Source organism: Pseudomonas sp. MOIL14HWK12:I1, from assembly GCF_000510705.1.
Taxonomy (GTDB): Bacteria; Pseudomonadota; Gammaproteobacteria; order Pseudomonadales; family Pseudomonadaceae; genus Chryseomonas; species Chryseomonas oryzihabitans.
The window spans coordinates 25,233-48,440 of the sequence record NZ_KI783309.1; the positions used below are offsets into that span (position 1 = coordinate 25,233).

The 23,208-nt window shown below is 69.0% G+C and carries 21 protein-coding genes and 1 pseudogene; 17 read left to right on the top strand and 5 right to left on the bottom strand.

Annotation, left to right across the window (positions count from 1 at the left end; translation table 11 throughout):
• The first annotated feature begins 195 nt into the window (after window positions 1-195).
• The 8 genes and pseudogenes from PSEK12I1_RS0121210 to PSEK12I1_RS25425 form a co-directional block, all read left to right on the top strand.
• On the top strand, window positions 196-1,305 hold the full coding sequence (locus PSEK12I1_RS0121210) for a Gfo/Idh/MocA family protein (protein ID WP_027602843.1): 1,110 nt from the start codon (window positions 196-198) through the stop codon (window positions 1,303-1,305).
• A gap of 49 nt (window positions 1,306-1,354) precedes the next feature.
• Complete coding sequence (locus PSEK12I1_RS0121215; protein ID WP_027599144.1) at window positions 1,355-2,623, top strand: DUF445 domain-containing protein; 1,269 nt, start codon at window positions 1,355-1,357, stop codon at window positions 2,621-2,623.
• A 412-nt stretch (window positions 2,624-3,035) separates the two neighbouring features.
• Entirely contained in the window at window positions 3,036-4,112 is a 1,077-nt protein-coding gene (gene uvsE, locus PSEK12I1_RS0121220; RefSeq protein ID WP_027602844.1) for a UV DNA damage repair endonuclease UvsE, read from the top strand.
• Window positions 4,113-4,398: 286 nt separating this feature from the next.
• Window positions 4,399-5,316 (top strand): aldo/keto reductase, encoded by a 918-nt coding sequence (locus PSEK12I1_RS0121225; protein WP_027602845.1) that lies wholly within the window; start codon window positions 4,399-4,401, stop codon window positions 5,314-5,316.
• Window positions 5,317-6,609 carry an NTP/NDP exchange transporter gene (locus tag PSEK12I1_RS0121230; protein ID WP_027602846.1) on the top strand — a complete coding sequence of 431 codons (1,293 nt, stop codon included), beginning with the start codon at window positions 5,317-5,319 and terminating at the stop codon, window positions 6,607-6,609.
• Between the two features lie 98 nt (window positions 6,610-6,707).
• On the top strand, window positions 6,708-7,826 hold the full coding sequence (locus PSEK12I1_RS0121235; protein WP_027602847.1) for a metallophosphoesterase: 1,119 nt from the start codon (window positions 6,708-6,710) through the stop codon (window positions 7,824-7,826).
• A 198-nt stretch (window positions 7,827-8,024) separates the two neighbouring features.
• On the top strand, window positions 8,025-8,978 hold the full coding sequence (locus PSEK12I1_RS0121240; RefSeq protein ID WP_169853366.1) for a GlxA family transcriptional regulator: 954 nt from the start codon (window positions 8,025-8,027) through the stop codon (window positions 8,976-8,978).
• 181 nt (window positions 8,979-9,159) lie between these two features.
• Window positions 9,160-9,849, top strand: a pseudogene (locus PSEK12I1_RS25425) (transcriptional regulator); the annotation flags it as partial.
• Between the two features lie 621 nt (window positions 9,850-10,470).
• Here PSEK12I1_RS25425 and PSEK12I1_RS24480 read toward each other — a convergent pair.
• The 4 genes from PSEK12I1_RS24480 to PSEK12I1_RS0121265 form a co-directional block, all read right to left on the bottom strand.
• Complete coding sequence (locus PSEK12I1_RS24480; protein ID WP_044342902.1) at window positions 10,471-10,911, bottom strand: helix-turn-helix domain-containing protein; 441 nt, start codon at window positions 10,909-10,911, stop codon at window positions 10,471-10,473.
• Between the two features lie 115 nt (window positions 10,912-11,026).
• Complete coding sequence (locus tag PSEK12I1_RS0121255) at window positions 11,027-11,614, bottom strand: DedA family protein (RefSeq protein ID WP_007161531.1); 588 nt, start codon at window positions 11,612-11,614, stop codon at window positions 11,027-11,029.
• Window positions 11,615-11,691: 77 nt separating this feature from the next.
• Window positions 11,692-12,414, bottom strand: coding sequence for a pirin family protein (locus PSEK12I1_RS0121260; protein ID WP_027602851.1), 723 nt, complete (start codon window positions 12,412-12,414; stop codon window positions 11,692-11,694).
• Window positions 12,415-12,573: 159 nt separating this feature from the next.
• A complete protein-coding gene (locus PSEK12I1_RS0121265; RefSeq protein WP_027602852.1) occupies window positions 12,574-13,800 on the bottom strand; it encodes an MFS transporter in 1,227 nt (408 codons plus the stop codon).
• Window positions 13,801-13,897: 97 nt separating this feature from the next.
• On the opposite strand from PSEK12I1_RS0121265, the gene PSEK12I1_RS0121270 reads away from it, so the two are divergent.
• Window positions 13,898-14,818, top strand: coding sequence for a LysR family transcriptional regulator (locus tag PSEK12I1_RS0121270; RefSeq protein ID WP_027602853.1), 921 nt, complete (start codon window positions 13,898-13,900; stop codon window positions 14,816-14,818).
• Between the two features lie 37 nt (window positions 14,819-14,855).
• Here PSEK12I1_RS0121270 and PSEK12I1_RS0121275 read toward each other — a convergent pair whose 3' ends face one another.
• Complete coding sequence (locus tag PSEK12I1_RS0121275) at window positions 14,856-15,266, bottom strand: DoxX family protein (protein ID WP_027602854.1); 411 nt, start codon at window positions 15,264-15,266, stop codon at window positions 14,856-14,858.
• Window positions 15,267-15,562: 296 nt separating this feature from the next.
• Here PSEK12I1_RS0121275 and PSEK12I1_RS0121280 point away from each other — a divergent pair, with 296 nt between their 5' ends.
• The 8 genes from PSEK12I1_RS0121280 to PSEK12I1_RS0121315 all read left to right on the top strand — a co-directional run bounded on the left by PSEK12I1_RS0121280 (window position 15,563) and on the right by PSEK12I1_RS0121315 (window position 23,033).
• Window positions 15,563-15,988, top strand: coding sequence for a DoxX family protein (locus PSEK12I1_RS0121280; RefSeq protein ID WP_027599156.1), 426 nt, complete (start codon window positions 15,563-15,565; stop codon window positions 15,986-15,988).
• Window positions 15,985-16,614 carry an antibiotic biosynthesis monooxygenase gene (locus tag PSEK12I1_RS0121285; protein ID WP_027602855.1) on the top strand — a complete coding sequence of 210 codons (630 nt, stop codon included), beginning with the start codon at window positions 15,985-15,987 and terminating at the stop codon, window positions 16,612-16,614. The genes PSEK12I1_RS0121280 and PSEK12I1_RS0121285 overlap by 4 nt, the downstream gene beginning before the upstream one ends.
• Window positions 16,611-17,429, top strand: a complete 819-nt coding sequence (locus PSEK12I1_RS0121290; protein ID WP_027602856.1) for an alpha/beta fold hydrolase — start codon at window positions 16,611-16,613, stop codon at window positions 17,427-17,429. Before PSEK12I1_RS0121285 ends, PSEK12I1_RS0121290 begins: the two co-directional genes overlap by 4 nt.
• A gap of 52 nt (window positions 17,430-17,481) precedes the next feature.
• Window positions 17,482-19,323, top strand: a complete 1,842-nt coding sequence (locus tag PSEK12I1_RS0121295; RefSeq protein ID WP_027602857.1) for an amidohydrolase — start codon at window positions 17,482-17,484, stop codon at window positions 19,321-19,323.
• Window positions 19,324-19,334: 11 nt separating this feature from the next.
• Window positions 19,335-20,930 carry an MFS transporter gene (locus PSEK12I1_RS0121300; protein ID WP_037007292.1) on the top strand — a complete coding sequence of 532 codons (1,596 nt, stop codon included), beginning with the start codon at window positions 19,335-19,337 and terminating at the stop codon, window positions 20,928-20,930.
• Between the two features lie 44 nt (window positions 20,931-20,974).
• Window positions 20,975-21,598 carry an isochorismate family cysteine hydrolase YcaC gene (ycaC, locus tag PSEK12I1_RS0121305; RefSeq protein WP_007161541.1) on the top strand — a complete coding sequence of 208 codons (624 nt, stop codon included), beginning with the start codon at window positions 20,975-20,977 and terminating at the stop codon, window positions 21,596-21,598.
• Window positions 21,599-21,651: 53 nt separating this feature from the next.
• The gene (locus PSEK12I1_RS0121310) at window positions 21,652-22,560 is read left to right on the top strand and encodes a LysR family transcriptional regulator (RefSeq protein WP_027602859.1); all 909 of its coding nucleotides are present in this window, start codon (window positions 21,652-21,654) and stop codon (window positions 22,558-22,560) included.
• A gap of 104 nt (window positions 22,561-22,664) precedes the next feature.
• The gene (locus PSEK12I1_RS0121315; protein WP_027602860.1) at window positions 22,665-23,033 is read left to right on the top strand and encodes a hypothetical protein; all 369 of its coding nucleotides are present in this window, start codon (window positions 22,665-22,667) and stop codon (window positions 23,031-23,033) included.
• Window positions 23,034-23,208 lie beyond the last annotated feature (175 nt).

Here is a 23,208-nt window from a genome sequence, read left to right on the forward strand (position 1 = left end):
AGAGAGGGCTACGCTTGCACCCGACCGCTTTTCCCCCTCTCCCTGGGAGAGGACCGCGCCTGCACCCGACCGCTTTCCCCCTCTCCCTCCGGGAGAGGGCCGGGGTGAGGGCAAGCCTGCACCCACCCTTCCTGTTACCCGGCCGGCTACTGGCTTGGCCGGCCGGGTCTTTCCATACCTCTGACGGAGAACGACATGCGCGACATCGGCATCGGTCTGATCGGCACCGGCTTCATGGGTCATGCCCACGCCCAGGCCTTCCATCACGCGGCGAGCAGCTTCAGCTTGCCGGTCCGTCCGCGGCTGGTGGCCCTGGCCGACGCCGATCCGGAACGCGCCGCCCGCTGCGCCGACGCCTGGGGTTTCGTCCGCAGCTGCGACTGGGAGCGCCTGATCGCCGATCCCCAGGTCGAGCTGGTGGCCATCACCACCCCCAACCTGCTGCACGCGCCCATGGCCCTGGCGGCCCTGGCGGCCGGCAAGGCGGTCTATTGCGAAAAACCCCTGGCGGTCAGCCTGGAGGAGGCGACGCGGATGCGCGACGCCGCGCGCCAGGCCGGGGTGGTCAACCGGGTCGGCTACAACTACCTGCAGAATCCCATGCTCAAGCAGGCGCGCGAGTTGATCCAGAGCGGCGAGCTGGGCGAGATCGTCAGCTTTAGCGGCGAATTCAGCGAAGACTTCATGGGCGATCCCCAGGGGCCCTTCACCTGGCGCTGCGAGACCCGCCAGGCCGGCGGCGCCCTGGCCGACCTGGGCAGCCATATCCTGTCGCTGGCGCGCTTTCTGCTCGGCCCGGTGGCGGCGCTGTGCGCCGATCTGCACACCGCCCATGGCCAGCGGCCCCACCAGGGCGGCACCCGCACGGTGGAGATCGACGACCAGGCCCATCTGCTGCTGCGCTTCGCCAATGGCGCCCGCGGCACCCTGACCACCAGCTGGCTCAAGCACGGGCGCAAGAATCGCCTGGCCTTCGAGGTCTGCGGCACCCGCGGCACCCTCAGCTTCGACCAGGAGCGCCTCAACGAACTGCGCCTCTACCAGGTGGGCGACCGTCCGGGCCTGGCCGGTTTCCGTACCCTGCTGGCCGGTCCGCACCTGCCGGACTACGCCGCCTTCTGCCCGGCCCCCGGCCACCAGCTCGGCTACAACGAACTCAAGACCCTGGAGGTCCGCTCGCTGCTGGAGGCCCTGGGCGGCAACCCCGGCCATACCGGCGTCGACTTCCAGGAGGCCTGGGAGGTGGAACGCCTGGCCCAGGCCGCGCGGCAATCGGCGCAGGAGGAGCGCTGGGTCAGACTCTAGTCTGGGGTAGGATGCGGGGATCATCCCGCGCGAGGATTGTCCCCTTTCCATGACCACACTCTCCGGCGACGGCCTCACCCCGGTCCGGCGCATGAAGCTCATCGCGCTGCTGCTGCTGTTCCTGGCGGCGGCGCTCTACTGCTTGGCCACCGCCCTCGAAGCCCGCCATCCGGCCTGGGGCTACGCCGCCGCCTTCGCCGAGGCGGCCATGGTCGGCGCCATCGCCGACTGGTTCGCGGTGACCGCGCTGTTCCGCCATCCGCTGGGCCTGCCGATTCCCCACACCGCCATCATCCCGCGCAACAAGGCCGGGGTCGGGCGCAAGCTGTCGGACTTCATCTGCCTGCACTTCCTCGCCACGCCTCAGGTGCTGGCCAAGCTGGAGGAACTGGACGCCGCCGGGCGCCTGGCCGGCTGGCTGCGTCAGCCGGACAACGCCGCTGCGGTGGCCAGCCAGGCCACCGGCGTCGCCCGCTATTCCCTGGAAGCCCTGCGCGAGGTGCGGGTGCAGGCCTTCATCCGGCGGGTGGCGGTGGAGCGGCTGCAGCGCCTGGACGTGGCGGCGCTGTCCGGCGAACTGCTCGACATGCTGACCGCCGACGGCCGCCACCAGGCGGTGCTCGACGAGGTGCTGCAGGAGATCGATCGCCTGCTGCAGGACGAAGACACCCAGGCGCTGATCGCCCGCACCATTGGCGGCGAACTGCGCACCCTCAAATACCTGGGGCTGGACGAGCGGGTCGGGCGCTGGTCGGCGATCAAGGTGGTGCAGGCGGTGTCGCGGCTGATCGGCGAGATCAGCCATGACCGCGAGCACGAGTTGCGGCGGCATTTCGATGGCTATCTGGTCGGCTTCATCGAGCGTCTCAAGGAAGACCCGGCCTTTCGCCTGCGCGGCGAACAGTTGCGCGACCGGCTGCTGGAGCACCCGGCGCTGGCGGGTTATCTGCAGGAACTGTGGGACGAACTGGTGAACTGGCTGCAGGCGGATCTCGCCGCGCCGGATTCGCGCATCCGCCGCCGCCTGGGCCGGCTACTGGCCGAACTGGGCGAGACGCTCAGTCGCGACGAAGCCATGAGACGCTGGATCAACGAGCAGCTGATGGCGGTGGCGCCGCCCTTCATCGACCGCAACCGCCAGCGCATCGGCGACTATATCGCCGAGCGGGTAGCCGCCTGGGACACCGACGAACTGGTCCAGCAACTGGAGCAGAGCGTCGGCAAGGACCTGCAATTCATCCGCATCAACGGCACCCTGGTGGGCGGCCTGGTGGGGTTGGTGCTGCATGCCCTGACACAGTGGTTCGGGCCGGGGTAGGGCAGCCCGAGCACGCGTGGAAAAGGCTGCGCCGTTTTCCACCCTACCGCTGCCTGCTTTAACGATGGGTTAGGGTTGGGGTAGGGACTCGATCGCGGCCATGGGCCGCTCCTACAGCGGATGAGGCTCTTGTAGGAGCGGCCGCATCGGCGGACCGCCATGGCCGCGATAGTCTCGATTCCCGTAGCGTGGAAAACCGCGCAGCGTTTTCCACTGGCTGCCGCCGCTCAAGCTGATACATCGAGAACGTCACCCCCCTTGCCATACCACCCCCTCTCCCCCTGGGAGAGGGCCGGGGTGAGGGTACGCCCAGGCACCACATTTCCAGGTGACACCCCTCCACCCATCACCCCACCCGCACCCAAGCGGCGCCGCGCGGACTAATCCCTATAGTCATCGACCCGAGCGTCCCATGTATCGAATCGGCTTTGCCTGCATGTACCGTCACCCCGAGCGCAGCCTGTCGCTCAAGGAACTGGAGCAGGTCGAGCGGGCCTTCAATACCCGCACCACCACCCTGCGCTGGCTGGGCAGCGTCGAGCGCGCCGCCGCCGAGGCCAAGTTGCTGGACGTGGTCACCCACAACCTCGATGCCCAGCTGAGATTCGTCGAGCATGTCGCCGACCTGCCGGACAATCTGCGCATGCTGCGCCTGAGCAGCGACCTGCTGCCCTTCTACAGCCACGCCGAATTCGCCTACTTCTATCGCTCCCAGGAATTGCAGGCGCTGCTGGAGGATCGCTTCGGCCGGCTGGGCGAGCTGGCCCGCCGCCGCGATGTGCGGCTGTCGCTGCACCCCGGGCAATTCTGCGTGCTGGGCTCGGATCGCCCGGAGGTGGTGGAGAACAGCCTGAAGGAATTCGAATACCACGCCGACATGATCCGCCTGATGGGCTACGGCCAGACATTCCAGGACTTCAAGTGCAACGTGCACATCGCCGGTCGCCTGGGCGTGCCGGGCATCCGCGCGGTCTGGCCACGTCTTTCCAGCGAGGCGCGCAACTGCATCACCTTCGAGAACGACGAAAAGACCTATGGCGTCGACGACTGCCTGCAACTGGCCGACCTCGCCCCGGTGGTGCTGGACATCCACCACTGCTGGATCCACGAGGAGGCCTACATCGATCCCTGGGAGCCACGGGTAGCGCGCATCATCGACAGCTGGCGCGGGGTGCGTCCGGCCATGCATTACTCCCAGCCGCCGGAGGCGCTGATGGAAATGGGCGTCTCGCCCAGCGAGCGCATCGACATCAAGTTCCTGTTGCAGCAGATCAGCAAGCGGCTGCTCTATGCCCACAGCGACATGATGTGGAACGACTGGTGCAACCGCTACGCCTGCCAGTTCCTCGACCGCTTCGACATCATGTTCGAAGCCAAGCACAAGAACGTCACGGTGCGGGATTTCTACGACCGCTACCTGGGCGGCGACGGCAGCCTGCCACCAGCGGATCACGACATCCTTGCGGGCCAGGATGCCGCCAATCCGTAGCGTGGAAAACCGCGTAGCGTTTTCCGCTGGGCAGTCAGAGCTAACCAGTGGACAAGGCTTCGCCGTTGTCCACGCTACGGGAGCCAGTACGTACGTTGGGTTGAGACGGCTCCTCTGTCGAAGTCCAACAGGGATGTCCAATCTTGGGCGGTGTTGGGCTTCGCTGCGCTCAACTCAACCTGCGAGAGCGCCGCAACATGCCGCAATGAGCCGGGCGGGCGATCGGCTGGAAGAACCGCTTAACTCAAGGGTCACCTTTCCGAATCCGATCGTCGCGAGGCCCGCCATGCCGACCCGTCGCCATTTCCTGCAGACCACCACCGCCCTGGCTGCGGCCGTGACCGCCGCGCCCTGGCTGTGGCAGAGCGCCCAGGCCGCCGAGCCGCTGCTGACCCGCAAGATCCCGCGCACCGGCGAGGCGCTGCCGGTCATCGGCCTGGGCACCTCGGGCAATCTCGATGTCGACCTGAACGACGCCGCCCTGGCGCCGCTGCAGGAGGTGCTCAAGGCGTTGCTCGACGGCGGCGGCACCCTCATCGATACCGCGCCCAGCTACGGCAATTCCGAACGGGTGGCCGGCGAGCTGGTCAGGCGGGCCCAGGCCCGCGACAAGGTCTTTCTCGCCACCAAGATTTCCTCTACCGGCCGCGAACGCGGCGCGACGCAACTGGCCGCCAGCTTCAAGGCCCTGCAGACCGAACGCCTGGATCTGGTCCAGGTGCACAACCTGCAGGACACCGCCAACCAGCTGGCCCTGCTGCGCGAACAGCAGCAGGCCGGCAAGGTGCGCTACGTGGGCGTCACCCATTATCGCGAGGCGGCGCTGGACGATCTGCTGGCTACCCTGAAAAAGGAAAAGGTCGACTTCGTGCAGTTCAACTATTCCGTGGGCGAGCGCGAAGCCGAGAAGCGCCTGCTGCCCTATTGCCGCGACCAGGGCATCGCCGTGCTGATCAATAGACCCTTCCAGCGCGGCAACCTGCTCTCCGGCACCCGTGGCAAGCCACTGCCGCCGCTGGCGGCCGAACTGGGCGCCACCAGCTGGGCGCAGCTGCTGCTCAAGTTCATCCTCGCCGACCCGGCGGTGACCGCGGTGATCCCCGCCACCAGCAATCCGCGCTACATGGTCGACAACCTCCAGGCCGGACGCGGGCGGCTGCCCGATGCGCGCCAGCGCGAGGCCATCGCCGGGCTGTTCGCCTAGATGAAGGACTGGCTCGGTCGCGTCCTCGACGCCCGCGCCGGTGAGTCGTCCGCGGCCCTGGCGGGCTTTACGCTGTTTCTCTGCCTGTTCGCCGGCTACTTCATGCTGCGGCCGATCCGCGAGGCCATGGGCATCGCCGGCGGCGTGGAGAATCTGCAGTGGCTGTTCACCGCCACCTTTGTGGTGATGCTGCTCGCCGTGCCGCTGTTCGCCTGGCTCAATTCGCGGGTGGCGCGGATTCGCTTCGTCGACTGGGTCTATGGCTTCTTCGCGCTCAACCTCCTGGCCTTCGCCGCCTGCTTCGCCAGCCTGGGCGACAGCGTCTGGCTGGCACGCACCTTCTATGTCTGGATCTCGGTCTACAACCTCTTCGTGGTCTCGGTGGCCTGGAGTCTGATGGCCGATGTCTTCGACGGCGCCCAGGCGCGGCGGCTGTTCGCCTTCATCGCCGCCGGGGCCAGTGTCGGCGGGCTGCTCGGGCCGGTGCTGGCCGCCGCCCTGGCGCCCCTGATCGGTGAAGCGGGCCTGGCGCTGCTGGCCGCCGCGCTGCTGCTCCTGGCGCTCAGGCTCAAGGCCTATCTGATGGGCTGGCGCGAGACCCGCGGTGCCGGACGCCCGGGTGCGCCGCCGACCGAAAGCCCACGTCGCCCGGTGGCCGGCAATCCCTTCAGCGGCCTGACCCGGGTGCTGGCCTCGCCCTATCTGCTGGCGGTGAGCGCCTTCGTCATCCTGCTGGCCACGGTCAGCACCTTTCTCTACTTCGAGCAGGCGCGACTGGTGGCCGAGCTGTTTCCCGATCGCGCTCGCCAGGTGCAGGTGTTCGGCCTGCTGGACTTCGTGGTCCAGGCCGGTGCCCTGGCCAGCCAGGTGCTGATCACCGGTCGCCTGGCCCAGCGCCTCGGGGTGCGGGTGCTGCTGGCCGGGGTGCCGCTGCTGATGTGCATCGGCTTCCTGGGCCTCGCGCTGCTGCCCACCTTCGCCATGCTGGCGGGGCTGATGATCGTCAGGCGGATCGGCGAATACGCCTTCATCCGCCCGGGTCGCGAGATGCTCTTCGCGCCGCTGGACGCCGAGACCCAGTACAAGGCCAAGAACTTCATCGACACCGTGGTCTATCGCGCCGGTGACGCCGCCAGCGGCTGGGCCAAGAGTCTGCTGGATCTGCTCGGCCACGGCGCCTGGCTGCCGGCGCTGGTGGGTGCCGGCTGCGCGGCGCTCTGGGCCTGGCTCGGCTTCTACCTGGGCCGGCGCGCGGATCAGGCGGCCCAGGCCGGCGAGGCGGAGCAGCGCTGAATGCCGGCTGAATCGTTGTAGCCGGAAACACACCGGGGCTCCGAGGGGCGACCGGCGGGGTGCTAAGGTAAGACCTCTTCCTCGCCTCAGGGCCCTCCATGTTCCGCTCCCGCGCCATGATGTATCTGGTTCTCTTCGCCCTGCACCTGTTCATCGGCCTCAGCGTCATCGGTGACCTCGGGCTGACACCGGCCGCCCAGCTACCCTTCTGGGCCCTGCTGCTGCTGTCCTTCGTCCTGGTGCCCCTGGGCTTTCGTTCGCGGGACATGCAGTCGCGCCTGCTGGCCTGGGCGGCGCTGATCGCCATGGGCGTGTTCTCCAGCCTGGCGGTGTTCAGCCTGCTGCGCGGTCTGGTGGTGGCCCTGGCCAGCCTCATCGGTCAGCCGCTGGACGCCGCCTGGCGCGTCGGCAGTGCCTGGGCGGTGCTGGGACTGGTGCTGCTGGTGGCCCTGCGCAGCGTCTACAACGCCCGCCGCACGGCCAGGGTCAAGGAAGTGGAAGTGGCCTTGCCGAGCCTGCCCTCCGGCCTGGACGGACTGCGCATCGTGCAACTGAGCGACCTGCACATCGGCCCGACCATCAAGGCCGGCTATCTGCAGCGCATCGTCGACCGGGTCAACGGCCTGGACGCCGATCTGGTGGCCATCACCGGTGACCTGGTGGACGGCAGCGTGGCCGAACTGCAGCACGAATTCCTGCCGTTGCAGGGGCTCAAGGCGCGCCTGGGCACCTACGCCATCACCGGCAACCACGAATACTATTCCGGCGCCGAAGCCTGGGTGCGCACCTGGCGCGACCAGGGCCTGACCGTGCTGCTCGACGAGCATCGGGTGCTGCAGCACCAGGGCACGCCCTTCGTGCTGGCCGGCATCACCGACTACTCGGCGCCGCTCTATGTACCCAGCCACCGCAGCGACGCCGCGGCCGCCTTCGCCGGCACCCCGGAAGGCCTGTTCCGCCTGCTGCTGGCCCACCAGCCGCGCTCGGCGCCCAAGGCCGAAGCCGCCGGCGCCGACCTGCAGCTCTCCGGCCACACCCACGGCGGCCAGTTCTGGCCCTGGATGCACTTCGTGCGCCTGCAGCAACCCTGGGTGGCCGGCATCCACCGCCTGGGTCGACTGACCGTCTACATCAGCCGCGGCACCGGCTACTGGGGCCCGCCACTGCGTTTCGGCGCGTCGAGCGAGATCACGCTGATCAGGTTGCGGCGGGGGTAGCGCCAATAGCAGGTCCACAAGAACCCTGAGCCAGAGGCCTTCCTTTCGTTGGCCCCTGATCGCGCGTGGCAAAAGGTAGATAGATGGCCTTTTGCTACTGCTTGTCCTCGGGGGACAGATCCTTATCCTCGTCCCTACCGTCACCCGGACGCTCCAGCGTCCAAGGACAAACTGCAACACGGATAAGGATGTATCGCCATGACGAGGACAGTGGCTTTCTTGCTGGTCCCCGAGGTGCTGATGCTGGATTTCGCCGGGCCGGTGGAGGTGTTCTCCATCGCCAATCGCTATCTGCCGGCGGCCGACCACTATCGCATCGTGACCATCGCCGCGGGGCGGCGGCGGACCCTGCGTTGTTCGAATGGCATGACGATACGCACGGAGCTCACCACCCAGCAGCCGCCGGGGGCCTACGACCTGCTGCTGGTGCCCGGCGGGCCGGGTGCCTATCTGGAGCCCCATCCCGACGTCGCGGCCTGGCTACGGCAGGTGCCCGCGCAGTGCCCGCGCTACGGGGCGGTCTGCACCGGCACCTTTCTGCTCGGCAGCGCCGGTCTGCTCGATGGCCGGCGGGTGACCACCCACTGGAATTATCGCGAACGCCTGGCGCGCCGTTTTCCCCGCGCCCAGGTGACCGCCGACGAGATCTACCTGAGCGACGGCCCGCTGCTCACCTCGGCCGGAGTCACCGCCGGCATCGACCTGGCGCTGGCGCTGGTGGCCGAAGACCACGGCAAGGCCATCGCCCGGGAGGTGGCCAAGGTGCTGGTGGTGGTGACCCAGCGGCAGGGCAAGCAGGCCCAGTTCAGTCCGCTGTTCGACGAGCCGGAGGCGACCACCGCCATCACCCGGGTGCAGCAGCATGTCGTGGCGAACATCGACCAGGCGTATTCGATCAGCCGGCTCGCCGAACTCGCCACCATGGGCACCCGCAACTTCGCCCGGGTGTTCAAGCGCGACACCGGCATGACGCCCCTGGAGTTCGTGCTCAGGGCGCGCATCGATCATGCGCGCGAATTGCTGGAGACCTCCGAGCTGCCGCTGAAGACTGTGGCCTTTCGCAGCGGCTTCGCCAGCGATCGCTGCATGCGCGCCGCCTTCCAGAGCCATCTGGGGCTGACCCCGGCGCAGTACCGCTACCAGTTCAGCTGAACGCAGCTGCGGATGGCGGTATCACGCCCATCGATGGCAGCTTCTGGCCGTAGATCGTCATACGCCTTGCCTGGGCAGCGGCCAGAATGGTCATACCTATCGGCAAGGAGAGGCGCCTACCGGTGAGGGGCTGCGGAGCCAGGTGTCCGCAGTACCCGCAGCGAGGGGGCGCGACATGGTCATGCAAGAGCCCAAGTCCCTGGAAGACGCCAGTGCCTTCCGCTTCTGCGGCCTGGTCCTGGATGCGCGCCGGCGCCTGCTGCTGGATGGCGAGCGGCCGCTGCCCCTGAGTGGGCGCGCACTGGATATCCTGCGGGTGCTGCTGGAGCACCCCGGCGAGCTGGTCGGCAAGCAAACCCTGATGGCCCGGGTCTGGCCCGGCGCCGTCGTCGAGGACATCAATCTGCGGGTGCACATCTCGGCCCTGCGCCGGGTGCTGCGGCCCTACAGCGATCGGGATCCCATTCTCAGCGCCCGGCAGCGCGGCTACGGCTTCGCCCTGGCGGTGGAGCGCTTGAACGAAGCGGACCTCACGCCGCTGGCCGAGACGCCGCTGCCCCTGACGCCCCTGGAGGGGCGCGACACCAGCCTGGTCGAATTGCGCCGTCTGCTCGCGCAACGTCGCCTGGTGTCGGTGGTGGGCACCGGAGGGGTCGGCAAGTCGCTGCTGGTCCAGCACCTGCTGCCCACGCTGGAAGACTTCGCCGACGGGATCCAGAGTCTCGATCTTGCGGCGCTGGGCCACATGATGGCGCTGGTGGACCGTCTCGCCAGTGACCTGGGCCTGGCCAGCGGTAGTGGCTTGCCGGCGCTGCAGGAGGCGCTGGCCACGCGGCGCATGCTGCTGGTGCTGGACAACGCCGAGCGCCTGGTCGAACCCGCGGCCTGGCTGGTGGAAAACCTGCTGCAGGGCTGTCCGCAACTCAGGGTGCTGGTCACCAGTCGCGAAGCCCTGCGGGTGGAAGGCGAGGCCGTGTTGCGCCTGGCGCCGCTGCCGGTCGCGCAACCACCCGCGCGGCAACTGCGCGACGCCATGCGCGAGCCGGCCTTTCGCCTGTTCGTCCGACGTGCCCGGGCGCGCCTGCCGGGGCTGCAACTGCGGCCGGCCGACGTGCAGCTGGTGGGCGAGATCTGCCGCCGCAGCGAAGGCGTGCCCCTGGCGCTGGAGATCCTGGCCGAGCAGGTGGCGGCGCTGGGCCTGGCGGGGGTACTGGCGCAACTCGACGGCGGCTATTACCTGAGCGTGGCCGGACGGCGCACGGCGGCGCAACGCCAGCGCAGCCTTGGCGCCATGCTCGACTGGAGTCTGCACAGCCTGAGCGAGTCGGAATTCGCCGTGCTGGCGACCCTGGCCGAGGCCGGCGAGCGCTTCAGTCGTCAGCAGGCCCTGCGCCTGGCGGCGCAGCGCGGGCTGGAGGAGGCCTTGTTCATCCCCCTGCTGGGGCAACTGGTGGACAAGTCGCTGATCCTGGTCGAAGGCAGCGGGGCGGCCCTAGGCTACCGCCTGCTGGCCATGCTGCGGCTGCACCTGCGCCAGTTCCGTCAGCAACCGCCGCTCCAGGGCCTGCTGTTGCCAGGCCAGCGGCGGGACCCCGACGGCGCGGGTGAACACCCGGCTCAGATGCGCCTGATCGAAGAAGCCGCACTCCAGGGCGATCGCCGCCAGGGGTAGTCGGTGCTCGGCGAGCAGGTGCCGGGCCCGGTCGATGCGTTGCTGACGCAACCATTCCAGGGGGGCGAGTCCGGCGCTGAGCTTGAACTGGCGGGTGAAGTGACTGCGCGACAGGCCGCAGACGGAGGCGACCTGGCTGACGCTGATGCCGCGCTCCAGATGCTGCAGCAGGACTTCCTTGGCCAGCCGTTCCTGCCAGGCTGCCAAACCGACCAGTCGGGTACTGGATAGAGCCAGGGTGCTATCGACGGTCATGGACATGGCGCTCTCCCTATCAAACCAGCCGCGTGGCGCGACCGCCTGGATGAGAATGATTCCGTGCAGTTGTCTGACGTGCGAGTTGGCTATCGTTAATTAGCGTTAAGACGGCAACCGTCTAGGCGCAATACTGTCGCGACGGACTTGGCCGAGCGTGCCGGCGGGCCAGCAGGTGCCAGCCCAGCAGGGCGAGACCGAGCAGTCCGGCGAGCAGCAGGGGCGCCGGGCCATAGGCCTGGAGTCCGTCGAGCAGGGCCAGGATGTGCGCCTCGAACAGCCGACCCAGGGCCAGACCGGAGCCGATCCACAGGGTGGCGCCGCCCAGGTCGTAGGCCAGGAAGCGCCGCAGGGGCATGGCACTGGCCCCGGCGCTGAGGGTGGCGAGGGCCGCGGCGCCGGGAATGAACTTGGCCACCAGCAGCAGGCCGGGCAAGCGGGTGGCGGCCGGGACATGCCCCGGCAGATGGCGCAGCAGCCAGGCACCATGCCGCCGACCGGCCCAGTACCAGAGCAGATCGGCCACCCCGGTGACCGCCACGGTAGCCAGAAGCGCCAGGAGCAACTCGGCCTCATCGGCCGCCGCGCCCATCACCACCAGCGAGGGATAGGCCGGTACCGGCAGGCCCAGCTGTTCGCCAAAGACGTTCAGCGTCAGCCAGAGGGTGGCGTTACCGGCCACCAGGGAGGTCAGGGCTTGGGTGCTCATGGCGCGTTCTCGGCACGGGGAGGCCGACTGAGCGGCCTCCGGGCTTGGCGCCTGCTACTACCTAGGCGCAGACAGGGTCAGGGCATTTGCGGCAGTTCGTTGGGCCGCAGATCGAACACCAGCACCTCGGCGTCGGTGCCGTGGGCCAGTTGCAGCTCGCGCTCGCCGCGCAGCCTTGCGCCGTCACCGGCCTGCAGCAGGACGCCGTTCAGCTCCAGGCTGCCGCGGGCGACGTGCACATAGGCATGGCGCTCGGGGGCCAGTTGCAGGCGGGCGCTCTCGCTGCCGTCGAACAGCCCGGCGTAGACGCGGGCGTCCTGGCGCACTTCCAGCGAACCCTCGGCGCCGTCCGGCGAGATGATCAGGGCCAGGCGACCACGCTTGGCCTCGGCGCTGAAGTGCTGCTGCTGGTAGCGCGGTTCGGCGCGGCGCACGTTGGGCACGATCCAGATCTGCAGAAAGTGCACCCGCTCGCTTGCGGAGTGGTTGTACTCGCTGTGGCTGACGCCGCTGCCGGCGCTCATCAGCTGGACGTCACCGGGGCGGATCACCGAGCCGGTGCCCAGGCTGTCCTGGTGCTCCAGGGCGCCTTCGAGCACATAGGAGAAGATCTCCATGTCGCGATGCGGGTGCTCGCCGAAGCCCTGGCCCCCGGTCACGGTGTCGTCGTTGATCACCAGCAGGTCGGAAAAGCCCTGTTCCGCCGGATTGCGGTAGCTGGCGAAGGAAAAGGTGTGGAAGGACTTGAGCCAGCCGTGGTTGGCGGCGCCGCGATCGGAAGCTTTACGAATGGCCAGCATGATGAGGCTCCTTGTCTGAAGGGGGCGCGGTCTGTACCGACGCCATGGAAGTCATCCTACTGTGGCGCTGCGGTTTGATTAACGGGCTGGGAGGAGAATGGTCGTCCTATCCTGGTTGACGATGTCTCGGGCTGGGTGGCGTCAGATCCTGGTCCGCGATCACCGAACCGGGCGCGGACGGCCAGGCCAGAGCCGTACCGCCAGGGCCAGCAGGGCGGTGGCCAGCGCCAGGCCGGCGACGCCATTCCAGCCCAGCCGGGCCAGCAGCAGACTGCCCAGGGCCGCACCGCTGGCCATGCCGATGAACATGCCGGTGAAGAGCACCGCGTTGAGTCGGCTGCGCGCCTCGGGTTCCAGGCCGTAGACCTGGGCCTGGTGGGCGATCAGGGTGGCCTGGACGCCCAGGTCGAAGACCACCGTCGCCAGCGCCAGCAGCACCAGACCGGTCACGCCTGGTAGCCAGGGCAGCAGGAGCAGGCTGGCGAAGGCCAGGGCCGCCAGGCCGATGCCCAGCCGCGTTACCCACTCCGAGCCATGGCGATCCGTCAGGCGGCCGGCCCAGGGCGCGGCCAGGGCACCGGCGGCACCGGCCAGGCCGAAGGCGCCGGCGGCGGCGCTGCCCAGCTGGAAGGGCCCGGCGTGCAGATAGAGGGCGAGGGTCGACCAGAAGGCGCTGAAGCCGACCGACAGCAGGCCTTGCGCCAGGGTCGCCCGGCGCAGGGCGGCATGGCGGCGCCAGAGCGCGCCCAGGGAGCCGAGCAGGGCCGGATAGCTGAGTTGGGTGGTGGCGGCGAAGGCGGGCAGGCCGCGCCAGACCGCCACGCCGATGGCGGCGATGCTCAGGGCGGCGAACAGATAGACCGCCCGCCAGCCAAGCCATTCGCCCACCAGGCCGCTGACCACCCGGGACAGCAGGATGCCCAGCAGCAGGCCGGTCATCACCGTGCCGACGATGCGCCCGCGCTCGGCCGGCGGCGCCAGGGTCGCGGCGGCGGGCACCAGGTCCTGGGCCACGGTGGCGGCCAGACCGGTCACCAGGCTGGCCAGCAGCAGCCCATGCAGGCCCGGCGCCAGGCTGGCGCCCAGCAGCGCCAGCAGCAGTACGGCCAGCTTGGCCAGGATGATGCGGCGGCGGTCGAAGCGATCACCCAGAGGTGCGAGCAGCAGCAGACCCAGGGCATAGCCGAGCTGGGTGAGGGTGGGGATCAGCCCGACATCGGCGGCGGGCGCGGGCAGGGCACTGGCCAGGGTGCCCAGCAGGGGTTGGCTGTAATAGAGGTTGGCCACGCTAAGGCCGGCGCCGGTGGCCAGCAGGCCGAGCAGGGCAGGGGACAGGCCGGTACGGTGCGCTGAGTTCTGGCTATGCGGGAGTGGAATATCGGTCATGGCGGTTCATCCGGTGGGAAGACGATGAGCGCATTCTCGACCAGAGCCGTCGCGACCTGTAGCCGAACGTCCAGTACAGGGGGTATACGTAGGCCGTATGAACAGTACCTTTTCCCACGACCGTCTCGACCTGCTGGAGACCTTCGTCCGCATCGTCGAGGCCGGCAGTCTGTCGGCGGCCGCGCGCCAGCTCGGCACCACCCAGCCCACCGTCAGCCGGCGCCTGCAGGCACTGGAAGCAGCGCTGCAGGTGCGTCTGGTGCAGCGTTCTACCCATGCCCTGCGCCTGACCGAGGATGGCCAGCGCTGCTATCGCCAGGCCCAGCAATTGCTCGGCGACTGGCAGGCCTTCGCCGCCGCCCTGCACGGCGCCCATGCCGAGCCCGAGGGACGGCTGCGGGTGGTGATGCCCCATGCCTTCGGCCAGGAGCAGTTGCTCGATCCCCTGGAGACCTATCTGCGCCGCTATCCGGGCATGCAGGTGGACTGGGTGCTCAGCGACCGGGCACCGAATTTCGTCGCCGATGGCGTCGACTGCGCGATTCGGGTGGGGGCGGTGGAGGATCCGGACACCGTGGCGGTGCGCCTGGGCGATGTCCAGCGCATCCTGGTGGCGGCGCCGGACCTGGCAGGCACGCTGAGGGCACCCGAGGAGCTGACGGCGCTGCCCTGGATCGCCATGACCCAGTTCTACCAGACCGAATTGCGCCTGCAGCTGGGTTCTTCTGGCGAAAGCCGGCTGATCCCCTTGCGGGCGCGGCTGGCCACCGAGAGTCTCTTCGTCGCCCGCCATGCGGTGGTGCGGGGGCTGGGCTGCGCGGCGCTGTCGCACTGGATGGTACGCGAGGACGTCGCCACGGGGCGCCTGGTGCATCTGCTCCCCGAATGGCAGGCCGCGCCCCTGCCGATCTATCTCATCTATCCCTACGCCCGGGTCTACCCGGCGCGACTGCGCCTGTTCCTCGAGCTGGTGCGCGAGGCCTGCGCCAGGATGCTGGATGTGACAGCGCCCGCCTGAACCCAAGGATCCAGGCGGGCGCAACGAGCGAGGGCGATCAGGCCAGCCGGGCCGCCCGCAGCGGTCGCCGGCCATCCAGGCTCAGGGCCCCGGCGCCGAAGGCCGCCACCTGCAGCAGGCCCCCGGCGATGGCGACGTTCTTGAGGAAGTGGATCAGCTGATTCTGGTCGGCGAAGTGGCTGTGGAACACCAGGGCGGTGACCAGGGTGAAGGCGGCCATGGCCAGGGCCACCGGCCGGGTGCGATAGCCGATCAGCAGTAGGCTGGCGAGGCCCAGCTCCACCACCAGGGCGCCCAGGTAGGCGAGGTCCGGGAAAGGCAGCCCTATGGCGGCGATGTAGCCCTTGGTGGCGGCCGGGGCGAGCAGTTTGCCCACGCCACTGAACAGGAAGAGGCTGGCGAGCAGCAGGCGGCCGGTGGTGGCGGTAAGGGCTTGGGTGGTGTTCATCGTCAGCTGTCCTTTAAAGGTCTGGCATCCGGCTTGGATGCGATGGGCGCAGATTACTGTCCACCTTGAAATCGATTAAGTAGCTGGTCGGCGTTTTACCGTCACGCATGAGTTGACTGTTCAGCACGTTCAGGCCGCTGTTGTGACCTGAATCCTTTCACCTGCACGCCACAGCACAGGCGTACAAAAACCAGCACAGACGTCCAAGGCCGCTCCCCAGCGTCCGGGCGAAAGTCCGCCCCATCGACGGCGCGGGGCTTTTCTCGCAGCCGACTCTCTCATCAGGAGGATGGGCCATGCGCGAGACGCGACTGGATCTGGGACTCTTGTTCCTGCGCCTGGGTGGCGCCGGACTGCTCCTGGCGGTGCACGGCCTGCCCAAGGCGCTGCATTTCCGCCAGCAGCTCGGGCTGATCGAGGACCCGCTGCACCTGGGCGCCTGGCCGACCCTGGGTTTCGCCGTCTTCGCCGAGGTGCTCTGCCCGCTGTTGATCGCCCTCGGCTGGGCGACGCGCCTGGCCTGCCTGCCGATCCTGGGGCTGCTGCTGATCGCCCTGCTGGTGGTGCATCCGCAGTGGTCGCTGGAAGAGGGCCAGTTCGGCTGGCTGCTGCTGGTGCTGTTCGGCACCCTGGCACTCACCGGACCGGGTCGCTACTCGCTGGAGGCGCGGCTGGCCAGGCGTCACGCCGCCCAGGGCGGATTCGCCAGGGCCCTGTCATGAGCGCCGCACTTGGGCAGGACCTGCACCAGGCGCACGGCCGCATCGTCACCCTGGTGATCCGCCACCAGCCCCTGGCCGGCCAGCACGAGGCCTATCAGCGCTGGCTGCAGCGCGCGGTCACCGCCGCCCGCGCGGCCTGCGGTCACCTCGGCGTGGACGTCATCCCGCCGGCCGAGGAGGGCGCCGCCTTCACCACCCTGGTGCGCTTCGCCGACGTCGAACAACTGCAGGCCTGGCTGGCCTCGCCGGAGCGCCAGGCGCTGATCGCCGAGGTGGCGCCGCTGCTGCGCGAGGCCGATGCGCCCGAGGTGCATGCCGACGCCGAATTCTGGTTCACCCCGCCACGCCCCGGCGTGCGCCAGCCACCGGCCTGGAAGCAGGCGGTGCTCACCTACCTGGTCATCGCGCCCCTGACGATGCTGATCCCGCCGCTGTGGCAGCCGCTGTTCGCGCGCTATCCGCTGCTGGCCGGCCCGGTGCCCAGCAACCTGCTGATCACCCTGTGCATCGTGCCACTGGTGGTGTTCCTGATCATGCCGAGGGTGAGCCGCCTGTGCGCGCCCTGGCTCAACGCCCGCTCGGGCGCCTTTTCCACTCCCCCCACCGCTAGAGGCGAACAACCATGAGCACCTTTACCACCCGCGACGGCGTCGAGATCTATTTCAAGGACTGGGGCAGCGGCAAGCCCGTGCTGTTCAGCCACGGCTGGCCGCTTGACGCCGATATGTGGGACTACCAGATGCACCATCTGGCCGCCAACGGCTATCGCGCCATCGCCTTCGACCGCCGCGGTTTCGGGCGTTCCGGCCAGCCGTGGAACGGCTACGACTACGACACCTTCGCCGACGACATCAAGGAGCTGATCGAGCACCTGGACCTGCGCGACGTCACCCTGGTGGGCTTCTCCATGGGCGGTGGCGACGTCAGCCGCTACCTGGCGCGCCACGGTTCGGCGCGGGTCGCCAAGCTGGCGCTGCTCGGCGCCGTCACCCCGCTGTTCGGGCAGAAGCCGGATTTCCCCCAGGGCGTCGACCAGGGCGTCTTCGACGGTATCCGTGGTGGTCTGCTCAAGGACCGCGCCCAGTTCCTCGCCGACTTCGCCCCGGTCTTCTATGGCACCAACAAGGGCCAGGAGGTCTCCGCGGGCGTCTTCACCCAGACCCTCAACATCGCCCTGCTGGCGTCGCTGAAGGGCACCCTGGACTGCGTCACCGCCTTCTCGGAAACCGACTTCCGCCCGGACATGGCCAAGGTCGACGTACCCACCCTGGTGATCCACGGCGACGCCGACCAGGTGGTGCCCTTCGAAACCACCGGCAAGCTCGCCGCCCAGCTGATCCGCGGCGCCGAACTCAAGGTGTACGCCGGCGCGCCCCACGGCTTCGCGGTGACCCACGCCGAGCAACTGAACCGCGACCTGCTGGCCTTCGTCGCCCGCTGAACCTTCCCGGGCGCCCTGCGCCCGGGCTTCTGACCCTGGTCCCGGAGGCCACATGCAACACGCCGATCTGATCCTGCACAACGGCAAGCTCCACACCGTCGATCCCGAGCGCCCCGAAGCGACCGCGGTCGCCATCAGGGACGGCGTCTTTATCGCCGTGGGCAGCGACAGCGACGTCATGGCCTATCGCGGCCCGGCCACCCAGGTGGTCGACCTGCGCGGGCGCCGCGCCATCCCCGGCCTCAATGATTCCCACCTGCACCTGATCCGTGGCGGCCTCAACTACAACCTGGAGCTGCGCTGGGAGGGAGTGCCCTCGCTGGCGGATGCCCTGCGCATGCTCAAGGACCAGGCCGAGCGCACCCCGGCGCCCCAGTGGGTGCGGGTGGTGGGCGGCTGGAACGAATTCCAGTTCGCCGAGCGGCGCCTGCCGACCCTGGACGAACTCAACCATGCGGCGCCGGACACCCCGGTGTTCATTCTCCACCTCTACGACCGGGCGCTGCTCAACCGCGCCGCCCTGCGGGTCGTGGGCTACACCCGGGACACGCCCAATCCGCCAGGCGGCGAGATCCAGCGCGATGCCCGTGGCGAGCCCACCGGCATGCTCATCGCCCGGCCGAACGCCATGATCCTCTACGCCACCTTGGCCAAGGGGCCCAAGCTGCCGCTGGAATACCAGGTCAATTCCACCCGCCAGTTCATGCGCGAACTCAATCGCCTGGGGCTGACCAGCGCCATCGACGCCGGCGGCGGCTTCCAGAACTACCCGGACGACTATCAGGTGATCCAGGAACTGGCCGACGCCGACCAGCTCACCGTGCGCATCGCCTACAACCTCTTCACCCAGAGGCCCAAGGAAGAGCTGACCGACTTCAAGAACTGGACCAGTAGCGTCACCCTGCACCAGGGCACCGACTTCCTCCGCCACAACGGCGCCGGCGAGATGCTGGCCTTCTCGGCGGCCGACTTCGAGGACTTCCTCGAACCGCGTCCGGACCTGCCGCCCACCATGGAAGCCGATCTGGAACCCGTGGTGCGCCACCTGGTGGAGCAGCGCTGGCCGTTCCGCCTGCACGCCACCTACGACGAATCCATCTCGCGGATGCTCGACGTCTTCGAGAGGGTCAACCGCGACGTGCCCTTCAACGGCCTGCCCTGGTTCTTCGACCACGCCGAGACCATCAGCCCGCACAACATCGAGCGGGTCAAGGCGCTCGGCGGCGGCATCGCCATCCAGGACCGCATGGCCTTCCAGGGCGAATACTTCGTCGACCGCTACGGCGCCCAGGCCGCCGAACAGACCCCGCCGATCCAGCGGATGCTGGCCGAAGGCGTGCCGGTGGGCGCGGGGACCGACGCCACCCGGGTGTCCAGCTACAACCCCTGGACCTCGCTGTACTGGCTGGTGAGTGGCCGCACCGTCGGCGGTCTTGCGCTCTATCAGGAAGGCCTGCCACGGGCCACTGCCCTGCAACTCTTCACCCAGGGCAGTGCCTGGTTCTCCTCGGAACAGGGCAAGAAGGGCCAGCTGCGGGTGGGCCAGCTGGCCGACGTGGCGGTGCTCTCGGCAGACTTCTTCACGGTCGAGGAAGAGGCCATCAAGCACCTGGAGTCGGTGCTCACCGTGGTTGGTGGCCGCATCGTCCATGGCGCCGAGGAATTCGATCGCCTGGGGCCGGCGCCCCTGCCGGTCACGCCGGACTGGTCGCCGGTGGTCAAGGTGCCCGGTCACTGGAAACCCGGTGCGCCCTTGCAAGCCGCCGTGCACCAGTGCGCCGGTGCCTGTGCCGTGCATGGCCACGGCCATGAGCGGGCGCGCCAGAGCCGGGTGCCGGTGAGCGACTTCAGTGGCTTCTGGGGCGCCTTCGGCTGCTCCTGCTTCAGCTTTTGAGGAGCGCCGCCATGACCGCCGCCGCCGTGACTCCCAACGCCGCCTCGCCCTGGCAGCCGCTGCGCCAGCGCACCTTTCGCTGGCTGTGGCTGGCCAGCATCGCCTCCAACATCGGTACCTGGATGCACGAGGTGGGCGCCGGCTGGCTGATGACCTCGCTGTCCGCCAGCCCCCTGGCGGTGGCCCTGGTGCAGGTGGCGGGGGCGCTGCCGATGTTCCTGCTGGCGCTGCCGGCCGGCGCCCTGGCCGACATCGTCGACCGGCGCCGCTATCTGCTCGGCGTGCAGCTGTGGATGGCCGCGGTGGCCCTGGCCCTGGCCGGCCTGACCCTGGCCGGCTGGATGACCGTACCGCTGCTGCTGGGCCTGACCCTGGCCATGGGCGTGGGCACCGCGCTGATGCTGCCGGCCTGGTCGGCGCTGACCCCCGAGCTGGTCGACAAGAGCGAGTTGCCGGCGGCCATCGCCCTGTCCAGCCTGGGCATGAACGTGGCCCGCGCCCTCGGCCCGGCCCTGGCCGGGGTGCTGGTCAGCCTGGCCGGTCCCTGGCTGACCTTCGCCCTCAACGCCGTTTCCTTTTTTGCCGTGATCGTCGCGCTCCTGACCTGGCGACGCCAACCTGCAGCCGCCGTGCTGCCCGCGGAGCGCCTGCTGGGCGCCGTCCGGGTCGGCTTCCGCTATGCCCGCAGCTCGCTCCAGCTGCAGGTGGTGCTAGCCCGGACCGCCGCGTTTTTCCTCGGCGCCAGTGCCGGCATGGCCCTGCTGCCCCTGCTGGTACGCCAGGCCCTGCAGGGCACCGCCCTGGATTTCGGCATCCTGCTCGGCTGTGTCGGCCTGGGCGCCATCGGCGGCGCCATGCTCCTGCCGCGCCTGCGTGAAAGACTCTCCAGCGACCTGCTGGTGGCCGGCGCCAGTGCCCTCTATGCGCTGGTCCTGCTCGGCCTGGCCTGGATCCGCGACTTCGCCTGGCTGTTGCCGGTGATGCTGGCCAGCGGCCTGGCCTGGATCGCCGTGCTCTCCAGCCTGCAGGTGGCCGCCCAGACCGCCGTACCCGCCTGGGTGCGCGCCCGCGCCCTGGCCGTCTATATCCTGGTGTTCTTTGGCACCAGCGCCCTGGGCGGCTTCCTCTGGGGCGCCCTGGCCAGTCATTTCTCCCTGAGCGTGGCGCTGAGCGCGGCGGCCGGGGTGCTGCTGGTTGGCATCGGGCTGACCTGGCGCCTGCGCCTGCCGGTCACCCCGGCGGCGGACATCGCGCCTTCGCTGCACTGGCCGGCGCCCATCCTCGACGACTCCCTGGACCGCGAGCGCGGCCCGGTGATGGTCACCCTGGAATACGACATCGCCCCCGAGCACGGCCCGGCCTTTCGCCAGGCCATGCAGGCGGTGGGCGCCATGCGCCGGCGCAACGGCGCCTTCTCCTGGGCGCTGCTGCAGGACAGCGCCGAGCCGCGCCGCTGGCAGGAATTCTTCTGCGACGAATCCTGGCTGGAGCACCTGCGCCACCACCACCGCGTCACCCAGGGCGAACAGCGCCTGGAAGCGGCGGCGCGGCAATACCAGACCCCCGGCGTACCCATCGCCATCCGCCATCTCCTGGGCGGCGCCTAGCACAGCCCGTTACCTCATCAACCACCACCCCCGAGGACTCCACCATGAGCAAGCCCTACAACCGTCTCGACAAGAACGATGCCGTCGTCCTGCTGATCGACCACCAGGCCGGTCTGATCTCCCTGGTGCAGGATTTCACCCCCAGCGACTTCAAGAACAACGTCCTGGCCCTGGCCAACAGCGCCAAGTTCTTTGGTCTGCCCACCATCCTCACCACCAGCTTCGAGCAGGGCCCCAACGGACCGCTGGTGCCCGAGCTGATCGAGCTGTTCCCCGAGGCGCCGTACATCGCCCGTCCCGGCCAGATCAACGCCTGGGACAACCAGGACTTCGTCGCCGCCATCAAGGCCACCGGCCGCAAGCAGCTGATCATTGCCGGTGTGGTGACCGACGTCTGCGTGGCCTTCCCGGCGCTGGCCGCCATCGCCGAAGGCTTCGACGTCTTCGTGGTGACCGATGCCTCCGGCACCTTCGACAAGACCGTGCAGCAGGCCGCCTGGGCACGCATGAGCGCCGCCGGCGTGCAGCTGATGAACTGGTTCAGCGTGGCCTGCGAACTGCACCGCGACTGGCGCAACGACATCGAGGGCCTGGGCGCCCTGCTGTCCAACCACATCCCCAACTACCGCAACCTGATGACCAGCTACGCCAAGCTGGCCGCCAAGTAAGGTAAACGAAGTCAGGCGCCTCTCCCGGCGCCTGACCTTCGCGGAGGGATGCCGTGAACCGCAACGACCTGCGCCGCATCGACCTGCACCTGCTGGTGGTGTTCGAAAGCCTGATGCACGAGCGCAACCTCACCCGCACCGCGGAAAAGCTCTTTCTTGGCCAGCCGGCCATCAGCGCCGCCCTGGTGCGCCTGCGACAGTTCTTCGACGATCCCCTGCTGGTGCGCAGCGGTCGCGCCATGGAGCCCACGCCGCGCGCCCTGGCCATTCTCGAACGGTTGCGTCCGGCCCTGGACGGCCTGTCCAATGCCTTGAGCGAGGTCGACGACTTCGACCCCGGCGCCAGTCGCGCGGTGTTTCGCCTGGGCATGTCCGACGACGTCGAGTGCGGCCTGCTGCCGCCGCTGCTGGCCCATCTGCGCGAGGTGGCGCCGCACTGCGTGCTGGTGGTGCGCAACGCCAACTTCCTGCTCCTGCCCGGGCTGCTGGCCAGTGGCGAGGTGTCCCTGGGCATCAGCTACACCACCCAGCTGCCGGCCAACGCCAAGTGCCGCACCCTGAGGCACATCCGCGCCCTGGTGGTCCGCGCCGACCGCGATCCCGCGCCCCTGACGCTGGACGACTACTGCGCCCGGCCCCATGTGCTGGTGTCCATGTCCGGCGATCTCTGCGGCAACATCGACGACGACCTGGCGCGCCTCGGCCGCAGTCGCAAGGTGGCCCTGGGCGTCCCCCACTTCAACGGCCTCGGCGCCCTGCTGGCCGGTAGCGAATTGCTCGCCACCGTGCCCGACTACGCCGCCCGGGCGCTGGCCGCCGGTGGCAGTCTGCGCCTCGAGGAACCGCCGTTTCCCATCGTCCCGGCCAAGCTGTCGTTGGTCTGGCGCGCGGCCCAGGACCAGGACCCGGGCGAGCGCTGGCTGCGCGGCGAGATCATCAGATTCATGGGCGAGAACCCCTAGCGCCGCGGCCATCAGCGTCGTCGATAAGCGCTATCCGCCGGTACGATTTATGGGGGAGGGGGTTGGCTTCTTAGGATGGCTCCATATTGTTTGGAGCCACTCCCATGAACCTCGCCGCCCTTCGCCATACCCTCCGCCTGCTGGCCTGCGCCGGCTTCCTCGCCCTGCTGGCCGGCTGCGCCAGCTCCCACAACGCCTACCTCAGGGATGGCAGCACGGCCTACCTGGTGCAGTGCAACGGGGTCTTCGGTAGCTGGTCCGGCTGCGCGGGCGAAGCGGCGGCACGCTGCCCCACCGGCAGCTATCAGGTTCTCGCCCGCAACCACCTGGACGGCGCCAGCGAAGCCCAGGCCGAAGCCAGCGTCGCCGGCCAGTCCTACCCGGTGCGCAACCTGCTGGTGCAGTGCCAGGGAGAACAACTGGCCTGGCGGGTGGGCAACTTCGTGCGCCGACTGCCGGTCAGCGAGGGCTGAGGGTAGCTCCACAGGCCGTCGAGCTTTCTGCCGCGGCTGAACACCGGCTCGGTTAGCCCCCTCTTCCTCCGGGAGAGGGTTGGGGTGAGGGCACCCCTGCGCAACGACCTCACCCCTGGAAAAGGCTGCGCCGTTTTCCAGGCTACGTTTCCGATGGAGCTGCACGCCTGCTCGA